At 62.0% G+C, this 24,056-nt stretch carries 10 protein-coding genes and 1 pseudogene; 7 read left to right on the top strand and 4 right to left on the bottom strand.

Features of this window, described 5'->3' with window-relative positions; translation table 11 throughout:
- Positions 1–131: 131 nt before the first annotated feature.
- Positions 132–719: pseudogene (locus AABC73_RS21395) on the top strand (GNAT family N-acetyltransferase); the annotation flags it as partial.
- Positions 720–773: 54 nt separating this feature from the next.
- Here AABC73_RS21395 and AABC73_RS21390 read toward each other — a convergent pair.
- Positions 774–1,319: an RNA polymerase factor sigma-70 gene (locus AABC73_RS21390; RefSeq protein ID WP_341520852.1), complete on the bottom strand. Its 546-nt coding sequence runs from the start codon at positions 1,317–1,319 to the stop codon at positions 774–776.
- Between the two features lie 260 nt (positions 1,320–1,579).
- Here AABC73_RS21390 and AABC73_RS21385 point away from each other — a divergent pair, with 260 nt between their 5' ends.
- From AABC73_RS21385 to AABC73_RS21375, 3 genes are all read left to right on the top strand, one after another.
- Positions 1,580–1,798 carry an MbtH family protein gene (locus AABC73_RS21385; RefSeq protein WP_341520851.1) on the top strand — a complete coding sequence of 73 codons (219 nt, stop codon included), beginning with the start codon at positions 1,580–1,582 and terminating at the stop codon, positions 1,796–1,798.
- Between the two features lies 1 nt (position 1,799).
- Positions 1,800–2,564, top strand: coding sequence for an alpha/beta fold hydrolase (locus AABC73_RS21380; RefSeq protein WP_341520850.1), 765 nt, complete (start codon positions 1,800–1,802; stop codon positions 2,562–2,564).
- Between the two features lie 83 nt (positions 2,565–2,647).
- A complete protein-coding gene (locus tag AABC73_RS21375; RefSeq protein ID WP_341520849.1) occupies positions 2,648–16,684 on the top strand; it encodes a non-ribosomal peptide synthase/polyketide synthase in 14,037 nt (4,678 codons plus the stop codon).
- Between the two features lie 52 nt (positions 16,685–16,736).
- Here the strand turns inward: AABC73_RS21375 and dsbG are convergent, their stop codons facing one another.
- The 3 genes from dsbG to dsbD are packed head-to-tail and all read right to left on the bottom strand — an operon-like array spanning position 16,737 to position 20,073.
- Positions 16,737–17,507 (bottom strand): thiol:disulfide interchange protein DsbG, encoded by a 771-nt coding sequence (dsbG, locus tag AABC73_RS21370; protein WP_341520848.1) that lies wholly within the window; start codon positions 17,505–17,507, stop codon positions 16,737–16,739.
- Complete coding sequence (locus AABC73_RS21365; protein WP_341520847.1) at positions 17,504–18,337, bottom strand: TlpA disulfide reductase family protein; 834 nt, start codon at positions 18,335–18,337, stop codon at positions 17,504–17,506. The genes dsbG and AABC73_RS21365 overlap by 4 nt, the downstream gene beginning before the upstream one ends.
- Positions 18,337–20,073, bottom strand: a complete 1,737-nt coding sequence (gene dsbD / locus AABC73_RS21360) for a protein-disulfide reductase DsbD (RefSeq protein WP_341520846.1) — start codon at positions 20,071–20,073, stop codon at positions 18,337–18,339. Before dsbD ends, AABC73_RS21365 begins: the two co-directional genes overlap by 1 nt.
- Positions 20,074–20,324: 251 nt before the next feature.
- On the opposite strand from dsbD, the gene AABC73_RS21355 reads away from it, so the two are divergent.
- From AABC73_RS21355 to AABC73_RS21345, 3 genes are all read left to right on the top strand, one after another.
- Positions 20,325–21,014, top strand: coding sequence for a response regulator (locus tag AABC73_RS21355; RefSeq protein WP_341520845.1), 690 nt, complete (start codon positions 20,325–20,327; stop codon positions 21,012–21,014).
- The gene (locus AABC73_RS21350; protein WP_341520844.1) at positions 21,011–22,342 is read left to right on the top strand and encodes an ATP-binding protein; all 1,332 of its coding nucleotides are present in this window, start codon (positions 21,011–21,013) and stop codon (positions 22,340–22,342) included. Before AABC73_RS21355 ends, AABC73_RS21350 begins: the two co-directional genes overlap by 4 nt.
- Before the next feature lie 142 nt (positions 22,343–22,484).
- Positions 22,485–23,975 (top strand): DASS family sodium-coupled anion symporter, encoded by a 1,491-nt coding sequence (locus AABC73_RS21345; protein WP_341520843.1) that lies wholly within the window; start codon positions 22,485–22,487, stop codon positions 23,973–23,975.
- Positions 23,976–24,056 lie beyond the last annotated feature (81 nt).

Raw genomic sequence — 24,056 nt, 5'->3', positions numbered from 1 at the left:
TTCTGTTCCCGGCCAACGGTCGGCCAACACCGCTAAATTTCTCCGCGCGACTGACGTTTTCTCATGGAATACGTCTTTTTTCGTGAGCCCGGAACATGCCCTCTTCACTACCGCTAAGCCCCGTGCAATTGATCCGCCCGCCCAAACCGAGTGGCGAAGTCTATCGACGATTCGACGCGCGCCTCGATAGCTGGATTTCCCTGCGTACCCTGGACATCGACCAGGATCTTGAGCGTTTCAACCGCTGGCAAAACAACCCGCGGGTTCTGGCTTTCTGGCAGGAAGGCGGCACGCTTGAACAACATCGCGAGTATCTGCTCAAGCAGCAGGCCGATCCCCATACCGTGACCTTGATTGGCTGCTTCGACGATCAGCCGTTTGCTTACTTCGAGGTGTACTGGGCGCTGGAAGATCGCATCGCACCGTTCTATGACGCGGCCGAATCTGACCGTGGCATTCACATGCTGGTCGGCGAGGAAAGTCATCGAGGGCCGCATAAGGTCGCCAGCTGGCTGTCGGCGTTGTTGCACTACGTGTTTGGCGACGACGAGCGCACTCGACGGATCGTGTCGGAACCCCGTGCGGACAACGCAAAAATGATCGGCTACATGCAGGCGCGGGGTTTTATTCGCGAGAAAGAGTTCGACTTCCCACACAAACGCGCGGCACTCATGAGCCTGGATCGCGAGCGCTTTTTTGCGCAATGCGACTGGCTGTAATGGGGAAGGGTGGACGGGGCGCAGCGCGGGCAGGGATGACCTGCCCGATAGCTGTCAGCGACGTAGAGCGCGGGGTTCCTGGCGGGACACCTTGCGGCAATGCACCAGGGCATCGCGGATCATGAAGTTCACCAGGGTCGGTGACACGCCCAGTTCCTTGGCGATGTCTTTTTGCGGAACGCCGTGCAGACGATACATTTCAAAAGCATACCGGGTACGGCTCGGCAGCTCGGTCAGGGCATCGGCAATGGTTTCCAGGGTCGTGAAGTTGATGTGCGAGGCTTCAGGAGATGCGCCCTGGATGACCACATTGAGTCCTTCCTCCTCGCTGCCTGAATACTTCTGTTCCAAGGCCTGTTTGCGATAGTGATCGATGGCCAGATTGCGCACGATCTGGAACAGGTAGCTCAGTTGCGCCTTGATAGATGACGTGATCTGCGGCGCGGATTGCAGGCGGAAGTAGGCATCCTGCACAACGTCTTCGGCCCTTGATCGACAACCCGTGATGCGGGCAGCGATTTTGACCAGGATAAGGCGGTTTTCTACGAACGCCTGGAGTAACGGTGAATCGCACGTACTTGTGGATAATTGTTCCGGCATGGAAATCACCTTGCAGCAATGGGCAGCTGAAGCTTTGTAGGAGAAGCCTCCTACACACCGGGCAACAAATTAGGCTGGATGATAATTATTGTCAATTGAGAAATATAACTAACGGCAAGTTTTGCTGCTGGCTTTCTGATGGCTCGTGGACCGCGCAGAGTGAGCAGAACCACCTGTTACTAATTAATTCGCAATCCCATCCGTTCTCCTTGGTGACAGTGCCGGCTCACCGCCCGGCTCCCATGCAGCAGGAGAATGACATGGTATTTGATCGCGAAGACCTCACCTTCCAAGTGGTGTGCAATCACGAAGAGCAGTACTCCATCTGGCCCGACTACAAGGCCATTCCCAATGGCTGGCGGGCGGTTGGCAAGAAAGGCCTGAAGAAGGAATGCCTGGAATATATCGAGCAGCACTGGACGGACATGCGCCCGTTGAGCCTGCGACAGAAGATGGATCAGGACAAAGTGGTGGCCTGAAGTGAGCGCCTTCAACAGCTTGCGCCTGTTCTGCCTGCCGTATTCCGGCGCCAGCGCCATGGTCTACAGCCGCTGGCGGCGGGTATTGCCGCAGTGGCTTGACGTTCATCCGCTGGAATTGCCGGGACGCGGCACGCGCATGAACGAGCCGCTGCACACCGATATTCGCGGGCTTGCCAGGCAGCTGGCGCGGGAAGTCAGCCAGCAATGTACCCGAACGCCGGATCAGCATTACGCCCTGTTTGGTCACAGTCTCGGCGGGCTGCTGGCCTACGAGCTGGCCCACGCGCTGGACGAGCTGGGCGCACCTGCGCCGTTATGCCTGTTCACTTCGGCAACCGCCGGTCCGGCGCGGCGTGATGTCAGCGAATACCGCGTCGCCAAGACCGACGCCGAGCTCATCGAGCGCTTGCGCACGCTGCAAGGCACCTCCGAGGACGCGTTGGCCAACCACGATTTGATGGAGCTGATGCTGCCGATTCTGCGCGCCGACTTTCTGTTGTGCGGCAGCTTTGAATACCTGCCGCGCGAGCCGTTGCCGATGCCGGTCCATGTGTTCGGCGGCAAGCAAGACAGCGTGGGGGTTGAAGAGCTGCTTGATTGGCAGGATGAAACCACCGTCGGATTCTCCCTGGACATGTTCGAAGGCCATCACTTTTTCCTGCAGAAACAGGAAGGCGCGTTGCTGCGTTGTCTGCGGCGCTATGCCGAGCAGCATCTGGCGCGTGCCAGCCGCCAACGCTCACCCGCCGCAGCGGCCAGCTGATTCACACCGCGATACCCGGCGCGCATTCGGCGCGCCCATCCCCGGCATTCCCGATTGCAAGCCAGACTCAGGCAGGAACAACCATGATCGACGCATTCGAACTCCCCAACACTCTGGTGCAGGCCCTGCAACAACGTGCGGCCCGCCAGCCTGATCGAATTGCCCTGCGTTTTCTTGCCGAAGACGCCAGCGAAGGCGCGGTGCTCAGCTATCGCCAGCTGGATCTGAGGGCGCGAACCATCGCCGCTGCATTGCAGGCCCGGGCCAATCCCGGCGAGCGTGCGGTGCTGCTGTTCCCCAGCGGTCCGGACTATGTGGCCGCGTTTTTCGGTTGTCTATATGCCGGGATCATCGCTGTGCCGGCTTATCCGCCCGAGTCGGCTCGTCGCCATCATCAGGAACGTCTGCTGTCGATTATCGCCGACGCCGAACCGCGTCTGATCCTGACCCGTGCCGCGCTGCGCGATGCTCTGCTGCAAATGGAGCAACTGCACAACGCCAACGCGCCGCAATTGTTGTGCGTCGACAGCCTCGACGATGCGCTGGCCAATGACTGGCGCGCGACGCAGTTGCACGCCGACGATATCGCCTTTTTGCAGTACACCTCCGGCTCCACGGCGCTACCCAAGGGTGTGCAGGTTACCCACGGTAATCTGGTTGCCAATGAACTGTTGATCCGGCGCGGCTTTGGCATCGACCTGAACCCGGACGACGTCATCGTCAGCTGGCTGCCGCTGTATCACGATATGGGGCTGATCGGCGGGCTGTTGCAACCGATCTTCAGCGGCGTGCCATGCGTTTTGATGTCGCCGGGATATTTCCTGGCGCGGCCGGTTCGCTGGTTGCAAGCCATCAGCGAATACGGCGGAACCATCAGCGGTGCGCCGGATTTTGCCTATCGCCTGTGCAGCGAACGGATCAGCGAATCGGCCATGGCCGGTCTGGACCTGAGCAAGTGGCGGGTGGCGTTCTCCGGTTCCGAGCCGATCCGGCAGGACAGCCTCGATCAATTCAGCAGCAAATTTGCCGCCACCGGCTTTACCGAAGAAAGCTTCTTCGCCTGTTACGGCCTGGCCGAAGCGACGCTGTTTGTCAGCGGCGGGCAACTTGGAGCTGGCATCGGCAACCTTGAGGTGGACGCGCAAGCCCTCACGCAAAATCGCGCCGAACCGGGCAGCGGCAGCCTGTTGCTGAGCTGTGGCCGCAGTCAGCCGGAGCACGCGGTGCAGATCGTCGAACCGGCAACTGGCGAAGTGCTGGCCGACAATCAGGTTGGCGAAATCTGCGCTGCGGGCCCGAGCATCGCCCATGGCTACTGGCGCAATCCCGAAGCCAGCGCCAGTACCTTTGTCGAGCGCGACGGCCGCACCTGGCTGCGTACCGGTGATCTGGGCTTTATCCGTGATGGCGAAGTGTTCGTCACCGGGCGCCTGAAAGACATGCTGATTGTGCGCGGCCACAATCTTTATCCACAGGACATCGAGCAGACCATCGAGCGCGAAGTGGACGTGGTGCGCAAGGGCCGGGTCGCGGCGTTCGCCATCAGCGAAAACGGCGTGGACAGCATCGGTATCGCCGCCGAAGTCAGCCGCAGCGTGCAGAAAATCCTCGCCCCGCAGGCGTTGATCAAGGCCATTCGGCAAACCGTTGCCGAGGCGTTTCAGGAAGCGCCCGGCGTCGTGCTGCTGCTCAATCCCGGCGCGCTGCCCAAGACCTCCAGCGGCAAGCTGCAACGCGCCGCCTGCGCCAAGGGTTTGGCCGATGGCAGTCTCGACAGCTATGCGCGCTATCCGGATGAACAACATCTTGAGCAAGTGCTTGCCGGGGCGGTCGACGACTTGCAGGACAGCATCGCCGCGATCTGGCGTGAACAGCTGCATGTGGAGCAGATCGCGCCCGACGACCATTTCTTCCTGCTCGGCGGCAATTCCATCGCTGCGGCGCAGGTCATGGCCCGCCTGCGGGAAGTGCTTGGCCTGGAGCTGAACCTGCGCCTGCTGTTTGAGTCGCCGTCGCTGGCAGGTTTTGCCGCTGAAGTTGCCATTGAAGTCGCTCGCCAACAAGCTGCCGGCGTGCCGACGCAAAACGCCATTGAGGCGCTGCCGCGTGATCGCGACTTGCCGCAATCCCTGGCGCAGAATCGCTTGTGGATTGTCTGGCAACTGGAGCCGCAGAGCGCGGCTTACAACATCCCCGCCGCGCTGCGTTTGCGCGGCGAGCTGGATCAGGCGGCGTTGACTGCCAGCTTGCAGCACTTGATCCAGCGCCATGAAGCCTTGCGCACGCGCTTTCTTGAGATCGATGGACAGGCGTTGCAACGCATCGAGCCAGCCTCGGCCTTTGTCTTGCAGCATCTGGACCTGAGCCAGCTTGCCAGCAGCGAACGCGACGCGCTGGCGCTACAGGCGCGGGAGCAGGAAGCGCAAACCCCGTTCGACCTGCAAAATGGCCCGCTGCTGCGCGTGACACTGGTACGCCTCGACGATCAGGAACATCAGCTCTGGGTCACGCTGCATCACATCATCGCTGACGGCTGGTCGCTGAATGTGCTGATCGACGAGTTCTCCAGGCTGTACGCAGCTGCCAGTCAAGGCCAGACCCCGGCCCTCGCGCCTTTGTCGCTGCACTACGCCGATTACGCCCAATGGCAGCGCCAATGGCTGGCAGCGGGTGAATCCGTACGGCAACTGGCTTATTGGACCGAGCAGCTGGGCGACGAACAGCCGACTTTGGCATTGGCCACCGATCATCCGCGCAGTGCGTTGCACAGCCAGCGGGCGGCGCGTTACAGCGTGTTGCTCGATGAAGGCCTGAGCACCGCGCTGCGCTGCACCGCCCAGGAACATGACGCGACGCTGTTCATGGTCCTGCTGGCCGCATTCCAGGCATGGCTGCATCGTTACAGTGGCCAGACTGATATTCGCATCGGCGTGCCGGGCGCCAACCGCCCGCGTCTGGAAACCCAGGGTCTGGTGGGCTTTTTCATCAATACCCTGGTGTTGCGCGGTGCTGTGGATTCACGCAAGCCGTTCAATCAGTTGTTGCGCGAAGCCCGCGCGGCAGCCCTCGGCGCTCAGGCCCATCAGGACTTGCCGTTCGAGCAACTACTCGAAGCCATGCCCCATGCGCGGGAGCAAGGTCTGTTTCAGGTGATGTTCAACCATCAGCAACGGGACCTGAGCGCGTTGCGCCGTTTGCCGGGGTTGCTCGCCGATGAGCTGCCGTGGCATAGCCGCGAAGCCAAGTTTGATCTGCAATTACACAGCGAAGAGGATCATCGCGGACGTCTGGCGCTGCATTTCGATTACGCCGCCGAGTTGTTCGACGTGCAGACCGTGCAGCGCATGGCCGAGCATTTCACCGCCTTGTTGCAGCAGGTCAGCGATCAACCGACGCAATGCGTTGGCGACCTCTCGCTGCTCAGCGCTGCCGAGCAGGCCCAGCAACATGAATGGAGTCGCGCACCTTGCCCGCCTGCCACGCGCTGGTTGCCGGAGTTGCTCGCCGAGCAGGCGGCACTGACACCGGAACGTATCGCGCTGATCTGGGACGGCGGGCAACTGGAGTTCGCCAGCCTCGATACCCAGGCCAACCAGCTCGCGCATTACTTGCGCGACAAAGGCGTCGGCCCGGACGTGTGCGTCGGCATCTGCGCCGAGCGCTCGCCGCAACTGCTGATCGGCTTGCTGGCGATCATCAAGGCTGGCGGTGCCTACGTGCCGCTGGACCCGGAATACCCGCGCGAGCGTCTGAGTTTCATGCTGCGTGACAGCGGCGTTGAACTGCTGCTGACCCAAAGCCATCTGCTGGCCGATTTGCCGGTGGACGAAAGCCTTACCGCCATCACCCTCGATACCCTGCATCTGGACAACTGGCCACGCAGCGCGCCGGGTTTGCACCTCAATGGCGACAACCTGGCTTACGTGATTTACACCTCCGGCTCCACCGGCCAGCCCAAAGGCGTCGGCAACACCCACGCCGCACTGGCTGAGCGCCTGCAATGGATGCAGGCCACTTATCAACTGACGCCCGCTGATGTGCTGATGCAAAAGGCGCCGGTCAGTTTTGACGTGTCGGTGTGGGAATGCTTCTGGCCGCTGATTACCGGTTGCCAACTGCTGATCGCCGCCCCCGGAGAGCATCGCGACCCAAGGCGCATTATCGAACTGGTCGAGCAATTTGGCGTGACGACGTTGCACTTTGTGCCGCCGCTGTTGCAGCTGTTTATCGAAGACCCGCAAGTCAGCGTCTGCAGCAGCCTGAAACGGATTTTCTCCGGTGGCGAAGCCTTGCCCGCCGAACTGCGCAATCGGGTGCTGGCGCAGCTGCCGAACGTGCAATTGCACAACCGTTACGGCCCGACCGAAACCGCCATCAACGTCACCCATTGGCAGTGCCGGATTGAAGACGGCCCACGCTCGCCCATCGGGCGTCCGCTGGGCAATGTGTTGTGCCGGATTCTCGACAGCGAACTCAATCCGCTGCCGGCTGGCGTGCCCGGCGAACTGTGCATCGGCGGCATCGGCCTGGCCCGTGGTTATCTGGGGCGACCCGAGTTGACCGCCGAGCGTTTCGTGCCCGATCCATTGGGCGAGGAGGGCGCGCGTCTGTATCGCACCGGCGACCGGGCGCGTTGGTCCGCCGAGGGCGTGATCGAGTATCTGGGGCGTTTCGATCAGCAGGTCAAGTTGCGCGGCTTTCGCGTTGAGCCCCAGGAAATCGAAGCACGCTTGCTGGCCCAGCCCAACGTGCTGCAAGCGGTGGTGCTGGTCCGCGAAACCAACGCAGGCGCGCAGTTGATCGGCTGGTACACGGCGGACAGCGAGGTATCCCCCGAACAACTGAAAACAGCGTTGGCTGCTGAACTGCCGGACTACATGGTCCCGGCGCAGCTGATGCGCCTGGCGCAGATGCCGCTGAGCCCCAGCGGCAAGCTGGACCGCCGCGCCTTGCCCGAGCCGCACTGGCAGCAGTGCGTGCACGTCGAACCGCGTTCCGAGCTTGAGCAGCAAATCGCCGCCATCTGGCGCGAGGTCCTGGGCTTGCCGCAAGTGGGCCTGAACGACGATTTCTTCGCGTTGGGCGGGCATTCATTGCTGGCCACGCAGATCGTTTCCCGAGTGCGTCAGGCCTGCGATGTGGAATTACCGTTGCGGGTGTTGTTCGATGCCAGCGAGCTCGGCGCGTTTGCCGAGCAGGTTGCGCGGATTCAACGGGCGGGCGACAGCAATCGCCAATTGCCGATTCAACGGGTGGATCGCAGTCAGCCGGTGCCGTTGTCCTATTCCCAGCAACGCATGTGGTTCCTCTGGCAACTGGAGCCGGACAGCCCGGCCTACAACGTCGGCGGCATGGCGCGGTTGCGCGGCGTGCTGGACATCAGCCGCTTCGAAGCGGCCCTGCAAGCCTTGATCGCTCGCCACGAAACCTTGCGCACCACGTTCCCGAGTGTCGATGGCGTGGCCTGTCAGCAGGTTGCTGCTGAATCGACCGTGCCTATGCAGTGGCAGGATTTCTCCGCGCTCGACCAAAGCGCCCGCGAGCAGCAATTGCAGGCGTTTGCCGATGCCCAGGCGCACCAACCGTTCGACCTGGAGCGCGGCCCGTTGCTGCGCGCCTGTGTGGTCAAGGCCGCCGAGCAGGAACACTACTTTGTCCTGACCCTGCACCACATCGTCACCGAAGGTTGGGCGATGGATATCTTCGCCAGGGAATTGAGCGCGCTGTACGAAGCCTTCGTCGATGATCGCGAATCACCCCTTGAACCGCTGCCGGTGCAGTATCTGGACTACAGCGTCTGGCAGCGGCAATGGCTGGAATCCGGCGAGCGCCAGCGTCAGCTGGATTACTGGACCGCCAAGCTGGGCAATGAACATCCGCTGCTGGAATTACCCGGCGACCGCCCGCGTCCGCCGGTGCAAAGCCATCGTGGCGGCTTGTATCGCTTTGATCTGGGCGACGAGCTGGCCGCGCAAGTGCGCCGCTTCAACGCGGAACACGGCCTGACGTTGTTCATGACCATGACCGCCGCGCTGGCGGTGCTGCTCTATCGCTACAGCGGTCAAAAGGATTTGCGCATTGGCGCGCCGGTCGCCAACCGCATCCGCCCGGAAAGCGAAGGGCTGATTGGCGCGTTCCTCAATACTCAAGTGCTGCGTTGCCAGCTCGACGGGCAAATGAGTGTCGCGCAGTTGATCGATCAGGTACGCCAGACGGTCATTGAAGGTCAGTCCAATCAGGACTTGCCGTTCGATCATCTGGTAGAAGCCCTGCAACCGCCGCGCAGTGCCGCGTATAACCCGCTGTTTCAGGTGATGTGCAACGTGCAGCGCTGGGAATTCCAGCAAAGCCGCACGTTGGCGGGCATGGCGGTGGATTATCTGGTCAACGATGCCCACGCGACCAAGTTCGACCTGAATCTGGAAGTCACCGACCTCGATCAGCGCCTGGGCTGCTGCCTGACGTACAGCCGCGATCTGTTCGATGAGCCACGTATTGCGCGCATGGCTGCTCATTGGCGCAACTTGCTACAAGGTTTGATTGCCGATCCGGGCCAACGCTTGAGCGAATTGCAACTGTTTGATCCTGCCGAGCAAACGCGCTTGATTGCCGGTCTGGCTGAGGAGGCGGGCGAGCATGATCTGTCGTTGTGCATTCATGAGTTGTTCGAGGAACAGGCGCGCCAAACCCCGGAGGCTGGCGCCCTGACATTTGCCGGGCAGACACTCAGTTACGCCCAGCTCAACGGTCGGGCCAACCAGCTGGCCCGCGCCTTGCGTGAGCGCGGTGTTGGTCCGCAGGTGCGGGTCGGCCTGGCGCTGGAGCGCTCCCACGAAATGGTCATCGGCCTGCTGGCAATCCTCAAGGCTGGCGGCGCTTACGTGCCGCTGGCCCCGGAATATCCGCTGGACCGTTTGCACTACATGATTGAAGACAGCGGCATCGGTTTGCTGTTGGGCGATACGGCGTTGTTTGACGCGTTGGGCGAGTTGCCTGCGGGGGTAGCCCGATATCCCCTGAAGAAGTACGGAACTGTGGGAGCCGAGCTTGCTCGCGAAGACGGTGTTGCAGGTTGTGAGAATGCGGCGGATGTATCGGCCCTTTCGCGAGCAAGCTCGCTCCCACGGGAGGCAGAGTTTTATGAAGCCAGCAACCTGCCCAACCTCACTTTGGCGCAGCATCAAGCTTCTGCGGGGGTTGCCCGATATCCCCTGAAGAAGTACGGAACTGTGGGAGCCGAGCTTGCTCGCGAAGACGGTGTTGCAGGTTGTGAGAATGCGGCGGATGTATCGGCCCTTTCGCGAGCAAGCTCGCTCCCACGGGAGGCAGAGTTTTATGAAGCCAGCAACCTGCCCAACCTCACCTTGGCGCAGCATCAAGCTTCTGCGGGGGTTGCCCGATATCCCCTGAAGAAGTACGGAACTGTGGGAGCCGAGCTTGCTCGCGAAGACGGTGTTGCAGGTTGTGAGAATGCGGCGGATGTATCGGCCCTTTCGCGAGCAAGCTCGCTCCCACGGGAGGCAGGGTTTTATGAAGCCAGCAACCTGCCCAACCTCACCTTGGCGCAGCATCAAGCTTCTGCGGGGGTTGCCCGATATCCCCTGAAGAAGTACGGAACTGTGGGAGCCGAGCTTGCTCGCGAAGACGGTGTTGCAGGTTGTGAGAATGCGGCGGATGTATGGGCCCTTTCGCGAGCAAGCTCGCTCCCACGGGAGGCAGAGTTTTATGAAGCCAGCAATCTACCCAACCTCACCTTGCCGCAGCATCAAGCTTCTGCGGGGGTTGCCCGATATCCCCTGAAGAAGTACGGAACTGTGGGAGCCGAGCTTGCTCGCGAAGACGGTGTTGCAGGTTGTGAGAATGCGGCGGATGTATCGGCCCTTTCGCGAGCAAGCTCGCTCCCACGGGAGGCAGAGTTTTATGAAGCCAGCAACCTGCCCAACCTCACTTTGGCGCAGCATCAGGCTTCTGCGGGGGTTGCCCGATATCCCCTGAAGAAGTACGGAACTGTGGGAGCCGAGCTTGCTCGCGAAGACGGTGTTGCAGGTCGTGAGAATGCGGCGGATGTATCGGCCCTTTCGCGAGCAAGCTCGCTCCCACGGGAGGCAGAGTTTTATGAAGCCAGCAACCTGCCCAACCTCACTTTGGCGCAGCATCAGGCTTATCTGATCTACACCTCCGGCTCCACCGGCAAACCCAAGGGTGTGACGGTCAGTCATGGGGAAATCGCCATGCATTGCCGGGCAGTGATCCAGCGGTTTGGCATGCGCAACGATGATTGCGAGCTGCACTTTTATTCGATCAACTTCGATGCCGCGACCGAGCGCCTTCTGGTGCCGTTGCTCTGCGGCGCGCGGGTCGTCATGCGTGCTCAAGGACAGTGGGATGCAGAAGAAATCTGCCAGCTGGTCCGCGAACAGAAGATCAATATTCTCGGCTTTACCCCGAGCTACGGCAGCCAGTTGGCACAATGGCTGGCCAGCCAGCAGCAAACCTTGCCGGTGCGCATGTGCATCACTGGCGGCGAAGCGCTGACCGGCGAACACCTGCAACGCATCCGCGCAGCGTTCCAGCCGGAACAGTTCTTCAACGCCTATGGCCCGACCGAAACCGTGGTCATGCCGCTGGCGTGTCTGGCGCCGCAAGTGCTGGAAGAGGGCGCAGCCACGGTGCCGATTGGCAGCGTGGTCGGGGCGCGAGTCGCCTACATTCTCGATGCCGACCTGACCTTGTTGCCCCAAGGCGCCACCGGCGAGCTGTACATCGGTGGTGCCGGGCTGGCCGGCGGTTATCATCAACGGCCGGGCATGACCGCCGAGCGGTTTGTTGTCGACCCGTTCTGCGCCAACGGCGGCCGGATGTACCGCACCGGCGATCTGGTGCGCCAGCGCGCCGATGGCCTGGTGGAATACCTGGGTCGCATCGACCACCAAGTGAAAATTCGTGGCTTCCGCATCGAGCTGGGGGAAATCGAAAGTCGCCTGCTGGAACATCCTTCCGTGCGCGAAGCCGTGGTGCTGGCGCTGGATGCGCCAAGCGGCAAGCAACTGGTCGGCTATGTGGTCGGCGAAGGTGATACGGCCGAGCTGCGTGATGCCCTGCGGACTCACCTGCACAGTCAGTTGCCGGATTACATGGTGCCCGCGCAGTTGATCGTGCTGGACAGCATGCCGCTCACCGCCAACGGCAAACTCGACCGCCGCGCCTTGCCAGCGCCGGACCCGGAACACAATAGCCAACGGTTCATCGCCCCGCAAAGCGAGCTGGAGCAAGCGTTGGCGGCGATCTGGCGCGACGTGCTGAATGTCGAGCGGGTCGGCCTGGTGGATAACTTCTTTGAACTGGGCGGCGATTCGATCCTGTCGATTCAGGTCGTGAGCCGGGCGCGTCAGGCGGGGATTCACTTCAGCCCGCGTGACATGTTCCAGCACCAGACGGTGCAAACCCTGGCCAGCGTGGCGACCCGCGCGGAGCAGATCCTTGCCGAGCAAGGGCCGATCCTCGGTGCAGCGAAACTGACGCCGATTCAACACTGGTTCTTCGCCAGCGAAATCCCCCAGGCGCACCACTGGAACCAGTCCGTGCTGCTGCAACCCACGGAAACCCTCGACCCGGTCCGTCTGGAGCAGGCGCTGCGTGAAGTGCTGGTGCAGCATGATGCGTTGCGCTTGCGCTTCAAACGCGACGCTGACGTGTGGAGTGCCGAGCACGCGCCGATGGAGCAATGCGCCGTATTGTGGCGCGCGGAACACGCCTCGCCGGAGCTGTTCGCCGACGCGCAACGCAGCCTCAACCTGGAGCGCGGGCCGTTGCTGCGCGCGGTATTGGTCAGCGACGGCAAGGCGCCGCAGCAACTGCTGCTGGCCATTCACCATTTGGTGGTGGACGGCGTGTCCTGGCGGATTCTGCTGGATGATTTGCAATCGGCTTATCGCCAGCAAGCGTTGCCGGCGAAAACCAGCGCGTTCCGCGACTGGACCCAGCGTTTGCAGACCTATGCCGTCAGCGAGCCGCTGCGTGAAGAATTGCATTGGTGGCAAAGCCAATTGATCGACAGCAGCAGCTTGCCGTTCGATCATCCTCAGGGCCGTCAGCTGAACGCTCAGGCGCACACCCTCAGCGTACGCCTCGATGCCCGGCGCACCCGCCAGTTATTGCAACAGGCGCCCGCCGCCTATCGCACCCAGGTCAATGATTTGCTGCTGACCGCGCTGGCGCGGGTGGTCTGTCGCTGGACCGGGGACACGGCCGCGCTGATCCAGCTGGAAGGCCACGGCCGCGAAACCCTGTTCGATGACATCGACCTGACCCGTAGCGTCGGCTGGTTCACCAGCGCGTACCCGTTGCGCCTGGTGCCGCAGGACATTGCCGATGCCGCCGGTTTGGCGTCGTCGATCAAAGCCATCAAGGAACAGTTGCGCAGCGTGCCGCACAAAGGTCTGGGTTACGGCGTGCTGCGTTATCTGGCCGATGATGCGTGTCGGCAGGCGATGGCCGCATTGCCCCAGGCCTTGATCACCTTCAATTATCTGGGCCAGTTCGATCAGAGTTTCGCCGCTGACGCACTGTTCAAACCGCTGGACGCCGATGTCGGCCCGACCCACGACGAACAGGCGCCATTGCCCAACGCGTTGAGCATCGATGGTCAGGTGTACGGCGGCGAACTGGTGTTGCGCTGGACGTTCAGTCACGAGCGTTTTGACCCGGCAAGCATCGACGTCCTGGCCAATGATTATCTGACCGAGCTGCAAGGGCTGATCGCTCATTGCCTGGCCGACGATGCGGGCGGCCTGACGCCTTCGGACTTCCCGCTGGCCAGGCTCAGTCAGCAACAACTGGATGCGCTGCCGATCCCGGTGGCGGCCATTGAAGATGTGTATCCGCTGACGCCGATGCAGGAAGGCCTGCTGCTGCACACGCTGCTGGAACCGGGCACCGGGATTTATTACATGCAGGACCGTTATCGCATCGACAGCGAGATCGACCCGCAACGGTTTGCCCAAGCCTGGCAAGCGGTGGTTGCCCGCCACGAAGCCTTGCGCGCGTCGTTCTGCTGGGACAGCGGCGAGCAGATGCTGCAAATCATCCACAAGCCCGGCGCCACCCGCATCGAGTCTGTCGACTGGAGCAGCGAACCTGAGCAAGGCCATGAAGAGCGCCTGCAAGCGCTGCTCAAAAACGAGCGCGAGGCCGGTTTCGATCTGCTGCATGAAGCACCCTTCCACTTGCGTCTGATCCGCATCGGCGCCGGGCGTTACTGGTTCATGATGAGCAACCACCACATCCTTATCGATGCCTGGTGCCGTGGTTTGTTGATGAGTGATTTCTTCGAAATCTACACCGCGCTCGGCGAGGGACGCGAGGCTGCATTGCCCGCGCCGCCGCGTTATCGCGACTACATCGGCTGGTTGCAGCGTCAGGACATTGCCCAGTCGAAACACTGGTGGCGCACCAATCTGCAGGGCTTCGAGCGCCCCACGTTCATTCCGGTGGATCGCCCGTTGCTGCGTGAACACGCCGGTCACAGCGGCGGCATGATTGTCGGCGACCGCTACACGCGTCTCGATGCTCAGGATGGGCTGCGTCTCAAGGATCTGGCCCAGCGACATCAACTGACAGTGAATACCTTAGCCCAGGCCGCATGGGCCTTGGTGCTGCGCCGGGTGTGCGGCGAGCGCGACGTGGTGTTCGGCGTCACCGTGGCCGGACGTCCTGTGGACATGCCGCAGATGCAGCGCACGGTCGGGCTGTTCATCAACAGCATTGCGCTGCGGGTCAGCCTGCCTGCGGATGACGAAAGCTGCGCGGTGCTGGATTGGCTGCACGGCCTGCTCGACAGCAACCTGCAACTGCGCGAGCACGAATACATGCCGCTGGTGCAGATTCAGGATTGCAGTGAGCTGCCCAAGGGCCAACCGTTGTTCGACAGCTTGTTCGTCTTCGAAAACGCCCCGGTGGAAGTGTCTGTGCTGGATCGCGCGCAAAGTCTGAGCGCCAGCTCGGATTCCGGCCGGACCCACACCAACTTCCCGCTGACAGCGGTGTGTTATCCGGGCGATGAGTTGGGCCTGCATCTGTCGTTCGATCAGCGCTATTTCGATGGCGAAACCGTTGAACGCTTGCTGGGCGAGTTCAAGCGTCTGCTGCTGGCGCTGGCTGACGGCATTCAAGGCACGATGGCGGATTTGCCGTTGCTGGCCGATACGGAGCGCCAATTCCTGATTGAGGATTGCAACCGCAGCGAGCATGACTATCCCCTTGAGCAAGGCTATGTGCGGCTGTTTGAAGCCCAGGTCGAGGCTCATCCACAGCGCATCGCCGCCACGTGTCTGGAGCGCAAGTGGAGTTATCAGGACCTCAATCGTCACGCCAATCGCCTCGGCCATGCCTTGCGCGAGGCTGGTGTGCAAATGGATCAGCCAGTCGCTTTGCTGGCCGAACGCGGCCTGGATCTGCTGGGCATGATCCTCGGCAGCTTCAAGGCTGGCGCGGGTTACCTGCCGCTGGACCCCGGCCTGCCGGGTCAGCGCCTGAGCGGCATCATCGAACAGAGCGGCACGCCGCTGTTGGTCTGCACCGCGGCTTATCGCGAGCAGGCGCTGGGCTTGCTCGAAGGCTTTTCCTGCGCTGGCAAACCGCGCTTGCTGGTCTGGGAAGAAGTGCAGCAGGGCTCGCATTCGGTGCTCAATCCGGGGATTTATTCCGGGCCGGATAACCTCGCTTACGTGATCTTCACCTCCGGCTCGACCGGGCAGCCCAAAGGCGTGATGGTCGAGCAGCGCGGCATGCTCAACAACCAACTGAGCAAGGTGCCATATCTGCAACTGGATCAGTTCGATGTGATTGCGCAGACCGCGTCGCAAAGCTTCGATATTTCGGTCTGGCAATTCCTCGCCGCGCCGCTGTTCGGCGCGCGGGTGGATATCGTGCCGAATATCATTGCTCACGATCCCCAGGCGCTGCTGGAACATGTGCAGAGCAGCGGCATCACCGTACTGGAAAGCGTGCCGTCCCTGATTCAAGGCATGCTCGCCGCAGAGCGTCTGCCGCTGGAACGCCTGCGCTGGATGCTGCCGACCGGGGAAGCGATGGCGCCGGAACTCGCCCATCAATGGTTGCAGAGTTATCCACAGATCGGCCTGGTCAATGCTTACGGGCCTGCGGAATGTTCCGATGACGTGGCGTTCTTCCGCGTCGATCAAGCCGCGACCGAGGGCAGCTATCTGCCGATTGGTACGCCGACTGATAACAACCGCTTGTACCTGCTGGATGACGCACTGGAGCTGGTGCCTTTGGGTGCAATCGGCGAGTTATGCATCGCCGGCACGGGTGTGGGCCGGGGTTACGTGGGCGATCCGCTGCGCACGGCGCAGGTGTTTGTTCCCCATCCGTTTGGCGCGGCGGGGGAGCGGCTGTATCGCAGCGGCGATCTGGCGCGGCGTCGGGCGGATGGCGTACTGGAATACGTCGGGCGCATCGACCATCAGGTGAAGATTCGCGGTTTCCGTATCGAGCTGGGGGAAATTGAAGCGCGACTGCATGAGCAGCCGGAAATCCATGATGCTGCGGTTTCGGTGCAGGAAGGGCCGAACGGCAAGTATCTGGTGGGCTATCTGGTTATGTCGAAGGGGCCGGGTGCCGATCAGGCGGGCGAATTGCCGGAAATCATCAAGGCGCGTTTGCGTGCGGTATTGCCCGATTACATGGTGCCGCTGCACTGGTTGTTGCTTGAGCAGTTGCCGCGCAACGCCAACGGCAAGCTGGATCGCAAGGCACTGCCGGCCATGGATATCGGCCAGCTGCACAATCACGCCTACGTTGCGCCGGGTAATGAGCTTGAGCAAACCCTGGCCGATATCTGGGCGCAGGTGCTGAACGTCGAGCAGGTCGGCATCCACGACAACTTCTTCGAACTGGGCGGTCACTCGCTGCTCGCCACGCAAATCGCCTCAAGGGTGCAGAACGCCTTGCAGCGCACGGTGCCGCTGCGGGCCATGTTCGAGTGCAGCACGGTTTCCGAGTTGGCGAGTTATATCGACGGCCTGGAATCCAGCGTGATCACCGAGGAGAAAGTGGATCGCCTGAGCGATTTGATGGCGCAGCTGGAGGCTTTGGATTAACGACACGCCAGATCCGGGCATGCCGCTTCGGCGTATGCCCGGCTGACGGTAACTAAGGCTTAGCCCCGAGGATTTTTTCCAGCTGTGCGGTTTGTGGTGCGCCTTGCTGCTGTTGCAGTTGGCCCTTGGCATCGAGGTAGAAGATCGATGGCGTTGCGGAAAGGCCCAGGTCGTTCATCAATTGCAGATTGGCGTCGAGGCGGGTCTGAATCTCTTTGGGGATATCGCCCAAGGGCTTCAACTTGCTGCTTTTGCCGGCCTGTTCATGGGTTTTCAGCGCTGCTTGCGGATCGTTGTCGGCCAGTAAAGCAGCGGCCTTGGCGGCGCTGTCTTCGCGGATGATGCCGACCATGATGTGGCGCAGCTGCACCTTGCCCGCCTTGACCCATGGCCGCGCCTGTTCCCAGAACATGTTGCAGTACGGGCAATTGGCATCGCTGAACAGATACACCACTTTGGGTGCATCAGCGCTGCCATCGGCGATCCAGGTGCTTTTCTCCAGGCCGCTCCAGACCTCTTTGGACATGGGCTCGTAGACCAGTTTTTGCAGCGGTGCTTCGCTGAGGTCTTCGCCTTTTTCGTTGTAGAGATTGCCGGCCAGCACATGCTTGCCATCGCGGGTCAGGTACAGCGCCATGGCCTGTTTCTGGTATTCGGCGGCATAACCGCGCAAGCCGTCCGGCGCATCGAAACTGCCGATGATGCGCGCGCCTTTGTCTTGCAGTGCGCGAATCGGCGCAGGCAGTTCTTCGGCCTGCAACAACGGGCTTTGCAGAATCAGCAGGCTCAGGCTGAGCAGGGAAAGCGAACGGATTGAAGTCATTGGTCAAGGGTCCTTGAAGGCAGGGTCGTGCTCGGCAAACTGTCGAGGTAACGGGTCAGGCTGGCACGGGAAAGCTCGCCGAGGTGGCTGCCGATCAGGCGACCCTCGGCACTGTAGAAAACGGTGGTGGGCAGGGCCATGGAACCGACGCTTTGCGCCAGTTGGCCGCTGCTGTCGAACAGCACGTTGCTCAGGCGCAAGCCTTGGGCGCTGAGGAAACTTTCCACGGTCTGCGGCGATTCGGCCTGATTGACGAACAGAAACACTACGTCATCGCGCTCGGCCTGGGCGGCTTGCAGGACGGGCATTTCCCGGCGGCAAGGCGGACACCAGGTCGCCCACAGGTTAATCACCAAAGGCCGACCCTGATAATCGGCCAGCTGCACCGATTCCCCGGCAGCGTTGCGCAAGGTGATTTCTGGCAAGCGAACGCCTTGCTGATAGATATTCAGGCCCAGATTCGCCAGCAGCCAGAACAACAACCCGCTGCCCAGGCCCAGCCCCAGCGGGCGGCGCAAATCCAGACGTCGCCAGGCCATCAGCAGGCCGCCGAGGATCACCGCGAGCACGCCCGGCCAGATCAGAAAACCGCCGTCGCGAATGTCCAGCGTCTGCCACGGTTGCGCCTGATAGTGCGTCCAATAATCGATGACAAATCCCGCACGTGCGGCCAGCAAACCCAACAGGAACAGACCGAACAGCGCCGACTCCGGATTGGCGCCGGTGCGCCGCGAAGTCAGCCAGCCCACCAACGTCGCCAGCGCCAGTGCGCCGATCAGCAGCAGGTGCACGACGGCCAGGGCGAACGGCCCGATTGAAACACTCAACATCAACCGCGCTCCCGAGTGGCTTGCCAGTGTTGCAGGAAAGTCCCGGCGTCGACCTGACCGGTGATACGCCGGTCGCGTCGTTCGCTGCCGTCTGGCCCGATCCACAGCAGGCTGGGTGGCCCCGGCACCTTGTAACGTTGCAGCAGCTCGCGGCTGGCCGGGCTATTAGCGGTGACATCCAGGCGCAACAGTTGCACGTCTTGCAGCGCATTCAACACGTCGGGTTTGGCGAACACCTGTTTCTCCATGACTTTGCAGGACACGCACCAGTCTGCGTAGTAATCGATCAGCACCCAGCGTCCGCCGGCTTTGGCTGCTTCGAGTTCAGTTTGCAGCGCACTCGGTTCGCTGATCGTGATGAAGGCTTCCTTGGGCGTACCGTTTGATTCGAACCGTCCGGCACTGTAGACCTTCAGCGGTTGCCAAGGGTCGTCCGCGCCACCGGCTGCGCCCACCAGCAGCAACACGGACCACAGGCCGAGGATCAAGCCTGCGGGGGCGAAGATTTTTCTCGTGCTTTTCATCCGCTGGGTCAACGCCAGCGCACTGCAGGCAGCGATCAACAGCAGCACGCCCCAAGCGGCGACCCACAATGACTCATCCAGCAGCGGCCGCGCCATCAGCAATGCCGTGCCGAGGAACATGAAACCGAACACGCCCTTGAGCGCATCCATCCATGCGCCGGGTTTGGGCAGGAAACGATTGCCGACGGTGACCAGCAGCATCAGCGGCAAACCAATCCCGAGTCCCATTACGAATAGCACCAGACCGCCGTGCAGCGCATTGCCGCTTTGCGCGATATAGAGCAGCGCGCCCGCGAGTGGCGCGGTCATGCATGGGCCGACCATCAAGCCGGACAATGCCCCCAGCGCACCGGCGCCGAGCAGGCTGCCGCCGCGCGTACGTCGACTGGCGTTTTCCAGGCGATCACGCAGGGCTGCGGGCAGTTGCAGTTCGAAGAAACCGAACATCGGTAACGCCAGCACCACGAACAGTGCGGCGAAGCTGCCCAGCAACCACGGCTGTTGCAGCAGCGCTTGCAGATTACCGCCGAGCAATGCCGCGACCACGCCGAGCCCGGCGTAGACCAGCGCCATGCTCAGCACATAACTGCTCGCCAATACCAGACCGCGTCGTGGACTGGCGCCGCCACCCACCACTACGCCCGCCAGAATCGGCAACATCGGCAGCGAGCACGGGGCGAAGGCCAGCAGCAGTCCAAGACCAAAGAAAATCAGCAGACTCCAGCCCAGCGAGCGCTGCTGAAGTGAGCTGGCCAGCGTCTGGTCTTCGGCTTGCTGCACGTTTGGCTCGACTCCGGTGCCGCCGACCTCCAGCAACCGGCTTTGCGGCGGATAACACAAACCGGCATCGGCACAGCCTTGCCAGCCCAGTTTCACGGTGCCGCTGGCGGAGGCCGGGATCAACACTTCAAGACTGTTGCGGTACACCTGCTGTTCGCCGAAAAACTCGTCACTGTGGGCTTCGCCTTCGGGCAGCACCGGTTGATGGTCGGCGCTCAGCCCGGCCAAGCTGACGCGCTGCTTATACAGGTAATAACCCTCGGCGATACGCCAATGCAGCCGGGTTTCGCCGGATTCAAGGCGGTCGCTGGTCAGGGTAAACGCCTGATCAACCGGGAGGAATTCGGCTTGTCGCTTGAAGGGATCATTGCCAGGCAACGCCTGAACGAGCGCGGGCAGAAACAAAAAAATCAGCAGCAGAAAAATACGCATGCAAAAGCCTTGGGATGTACAGACCGGCCAAGGGTGGGGCAGGGGGATTAAGGTAGAGTTAACATTGCGCATTGATTTGGTAGGACCGGACTTGTCCGGGAAGAGTTTGGCTCAGGTACCAAATCACGACAGGTACCTTGATTTAGCCAGGCTGGCCTCTTCGGGGACGAGTCCCCTCCTACCGTTCCACACATGCATAATCCTGCCTTAATCCTGACCTGTTTCATTGGCCCATTTTCCCGAGCCCAAGCATGCACGTACTACTTTGTGAAGACGACGATCTGATCGCCAGCGGAATCGCCGCGGGTCTCAATGCCCAAGGCTTGACGGTGGATCGGGTCGCTACGGCGGCAGCGGCGCGGGGGATTTTGGCGGCGGCGCAATTCGATGTGCTGATCCTTGATCTGGGCCTGCCCGACGAGGACGGCCTCAAGCTCCTCAAGCAGCTGCGCGGGCAGGGCGTCGAGTTGCCGGTGTTGATCCTGACGGCACGGGACACGGTCAGCGACCGGGTCGATGGCTTGCAGGCCGGGGCCGATGATTACCTGCTCAAACCCTTTGATCTGCGCGAACTCAGCGCGCGCCTGCACACGCTGGTGCGGCGGGTGGCCGGGCGCAGCGTCAACCTGATCGAGCATGGTTGCCTGAACTACGACCCCAGCAGTCGCGAGGCGTTTCTGTCCGGTCAGCCGGTGGATTTGTCCCGCCGTGAGCAGGCGTTGTTGCACGCGCTGCTGCACGCTCGGGGTCGCGTGCTGTCCAGCGAGCAACTCAAGGATTGCATCTACGGCTTCGGCGATGAAGTGGAAAGCAACGCACTGAGCGTGCACATCCATCATCTGCGGCGCAAGCTGGGCAGTCACATCGTCGAGACGGTGCGCGGCCTGGGTTATCGACTCGGCGTTGCAGGCAAGGACCTGACCTCGGAGGATTGCCAATGAGCCTGCGTCTGCGTCTGAGCCTGACGCTCGGGTCGGCATTCGTGGTGATCTGGATGCTCGCGGCGGCCTGGATGTTGTGTGATCTGCGCGCCCAAATGATGGAATCGCTGGATCAACGCCTCGCGGCATCGGCGCGCATGGTCTCCGGGCTTCTCGAACAATTGCCCGTGCCCGCCAGCAATGAAGGCGCGGCCTTGAGCGCCGAGCAATTGGGCATCCCCGGCGGGCTGGCGTGTCAGGTCAGTTCATTACGTGGCGAAGTGCTCGCACGCAGTCACTCGACCCCGGATGAACCGCTGGCGGCCGATGCCAGCGGCTTTCACGACCAGCTCATCAACGGTGAACGCTGGCGCAGTTTCACCCTGACGCACGGCGAGTTACGCGTTACCACGGCTGACCGCCAGGACGAGCGCGACACCCTCAAGTATTCGGTTTTACTGGCTGCTTCGGTGCCGGTGGCAGTGGCCTTGCTCGGCAGTCTGGGCCTGCTCTGGCTGGGCATCGGCCAGGGACTGGCGCCGCTCAATCGCATGCGCGATGCCTTGAAACGGCGCAGCGCCGACTCGCTGGAGCCGCTGGATGTCTCGGGCATGCCCAATGAGTTGCAGCCGTTGCTGGACACCCAGAATCAGCTGTTCCGGCGCATTGCGCAGACCCTGGAACGCGAGCGGCGTCTGACCGGCGATGCCGCCCATGAACTGCGCAGCCCGCTGACCGCCATCAAGACCCACCTGCAAGTGGCGCGCATGACCCAGGGCGAAACCCGTGATCGTTCGCTGGCCCATGCGGAAGAGGGCGCGGATCGCCTGCACAGCACGCTTGAGCAACTGCTGTTACTGGCGCGCGTCGAGGGCAGTCTGTCGTTCGAGGATGGCGTGCAGTGCAGCGCCGATGAAGTCGCGCGTCTGGCGATGCACGACGCCAGTCACGGCCATGTGTCGCGCATTGATCTGTACCTGCCGGACGATTTGTCCGCAGCGGCGCTGGACATGCCATCAGTGCTGGCCATCGCTGCCTTACGCAATCTGCTGGAAAACGCCTTGCACCACGCGCCCCGGAACACCCGGGTTGAGCTGACCTTGAGCACTTCAGCCAGCCTGGCATGCTTTCAGGTGCGGGATCACGGCAGCGGCATCGCCGAGGAACAATTGAGCCTTGTCACCCAACGTTTCTGGCGGCAGGGCAGCGGCGAGGGTTCTGGTCTGGGACTGGCTATCGTGCAGGCCATTGTCCAGCGCTGCGGCTGCCTGCTGACTTTCGCCAATCAGCCGGATGGCTTGCGGGTCGAGCTGCGCATGCCGTTGAGTCGGGAGAGCATTGGCGAGTAAGTACTCGGTACAGCGCCAACGCTTGTATTGATCCATCTCAAGTGCTGTTGGCAGCGCTGCGTCATCATGCGCGCGATAGCGGGCTGCGCGTCCTGGATGCGCAAGCCATGCGTGCTGATTTCGACGGACCCAGGAAAAAATCATGAATGCGACTGTGACGACGCCCGAAGTACCGCCTGCGAAGGTCAAGTTGCCCATCGCACTGGCTGTTGCCGTACTGGTGATGGGCGGCGTGTTATTGCTGCCGCTGCCAGCGGGCCTGCCGGTTGCCGGGCACCGAATGCTGGCGATCCTGGGCTTCGCCGTCGTGGTGTGGATTACCGAAGCGGTTTCCTACGAAGCCAGCGCGATCATGATCACCTCGCTCATGGCCTTCCTGATCGGCACCGCGCCGACCTTGCCGGACCCGGCCGTGATCTATGGTTCATCCGCTGCGATCAGCATGGCGCTGACCGGTTTCTCCAATCCTGCCCTGGCGCTGGTAGCGGGGGCGCTGTTCATCGCTGCCGCCATGACCCACACCGGACTGGATCGAAGAATCGCTCTCGTGACTTTGGCGCGGGTCGGCACCAGCACCCGGCGCATCATGCTCGGCGCCATTGTTGTGACGATTCTGCTGAGTCTGGTGGTGCCCAGCGCTACCGCGCGCAGTGCCTGCGTGGTGCCGATCATGATGGGCGTGATTGCCGCGTTCGGGGTCGACAAGCGCTCGAACATCGCCGCCGCGATCATGATTATCGTTGCCCAGGGCACCAGCATCTGGAACGTCGGCATTCAGACCGCCGCTGCGCAAAACCTGCTCACGGCCGGCTTCATGGAGAAAATGCTCGGTGCGCGGGTGTCCTGGCTGGACTGGCTGATCGCCGGTGCACCTTGGGCGATCATCATGTCCGGCGTGCTGATTCTGCTGGTCCTGAAATTGCTGCCCCCGGAAAGCGACAGCATCCCCGGCGGCAAGGAAGCCGTCGCGCAATCCCTGGCGGATATCGGCCCGATGACCAGTGCGCAGAAACGCTTGATGGCGGTGTCCATCGGCTTGCTATTGCTGTGGGCCACTGAAGGCAAGTTGCACAGCTTCGACACCACGTCCACGACTTACGCCGGGTTGGTCCTGCTGTTGCTGCCGCGTTGGGGCGTGATGACCTGGAAGGATGTGCAGTCGCGCATTCCGTGGGGCACGGTGATTGTCTTCGGCGTGGGCATCAGTCTGGGCACCGCCCTGCTCACGACCCACGCCGGTCAGTGGCTGGGCGTGCAAGTGGTGGCCAACACCGGCCTGGATAAAGTCGGCCCGCTGGGAGTGTTCGCCATTCTCGGGGCATTCCTGATCCTGATTCACTTGGGTTTCGCCAGCGCCACGGCGTTGACCTCGGCCATGCTGCCGATCCTGATTGCGGTGCTGCAAACCCTGCCCGGTGATTTCAACCGGCTGGGCATGACCATGTTGCTGGGTTTTGTTGTCAGCTACGGGTTCATCCTGCCGATCAACGCGCCGCAGAACATGGTGTGCCTGGGCACGGAAACCTTCACCGCCCGGCAGTTCGCCCGTATCGGTCTGCCGGTGACGATCATCGGCTATCTGCTGATGCTGCTGTTCGCCGCCACGTACTGGAAGTGGCTGGGCTGGATGTAAGATTGATTTTGTAAATCCTCGCCGCGCTGGTGCGTTTCCCTAACAGGAAATCTGCAAGCGCTCGACGGCTTGGCAGATGTC

Origin of the sequence: Pseudomonas sp. G.S.17 (assembly GCF_038096165.1) — a bacterium.
In the GTDB taxonomy this organism is placed as follows: domain Bacteria; phylum Pseudomonadota; class Gammaproteobacteria; order Pseudomonadales; family Pseudomonadaceae; genus Aquipseudomonas.
This window is presented reverse-complemented; position numbering and strand designations above follow the sequence as displayed.

Excerpts from the sequence above, each read along its gene's own strand:
- AABC73_RS21355 (WP_341520845.1), top strand. The coding sequence starts at position 20,325 with ATGCACGTACTACTTTGTGAAGACGACGATCTGATCGCCAGCGGAATC.
- AABC73_RS21375 (WP_341520849.1), top strand. The coding sequence starts at position 2,648 with ATGATCGACGCATTCGAACTCCCCAACACTCTGGTGCAGGCCCTGCAA.
- AABC73_RS21385 (WP_341520851.1), top strand. The coding sequence starts at position 1,580 with ATGGTATTTGATCGCGAAGACCTCACCTTCCAAGTGGTGTGCAATCAC.
- AABC73_RS21390 (WP_341520852.1), bottom strand. The coding sequence starts at position 1,319 with ATGCCGGAACAATTATCCACAAGTACGTGCGATTCACCGTTACTCCAG.
- AABC73_RS21345 (WP_341520843.1), top strand. The coding sequence starts at position 22,485 with ATGAATGCGACTGTGACGACGCCCGAAGTACCGCCTGCGAAGGTCAAG.
- dsbG (WP_341520848.1), bottom strand. The coding sequence starts at position 17,507 with ATGACTTCAATCCGTTCGCTTTCCCTGCTCAGCCTGAGCCTGCTGATT.
- dsbD (WP_341520846.1), bottom strand. The coding sequence starts at position 20,073 with ATGCGTATTTTTCTGCTGCTGATTTTTTTGTTTCTGCCCGCGCTCGTT.
- AABC73_RS21350 (WP_341520844.1), top strand. The coding sequence starts at position 21,011 with ATGAGCCTGCGTCTGCGTCTGAGCCTGACGCTCGGGTCGGCATTCGTG.
- AABC73_RS21365 (WP_341520847.1), bottom strand. The coding sequence starts at position 18,337 with ATGTTGAGTGTTTCAATCGGGCCGTTCGCCCTGGCCGTCGTGCACCTG.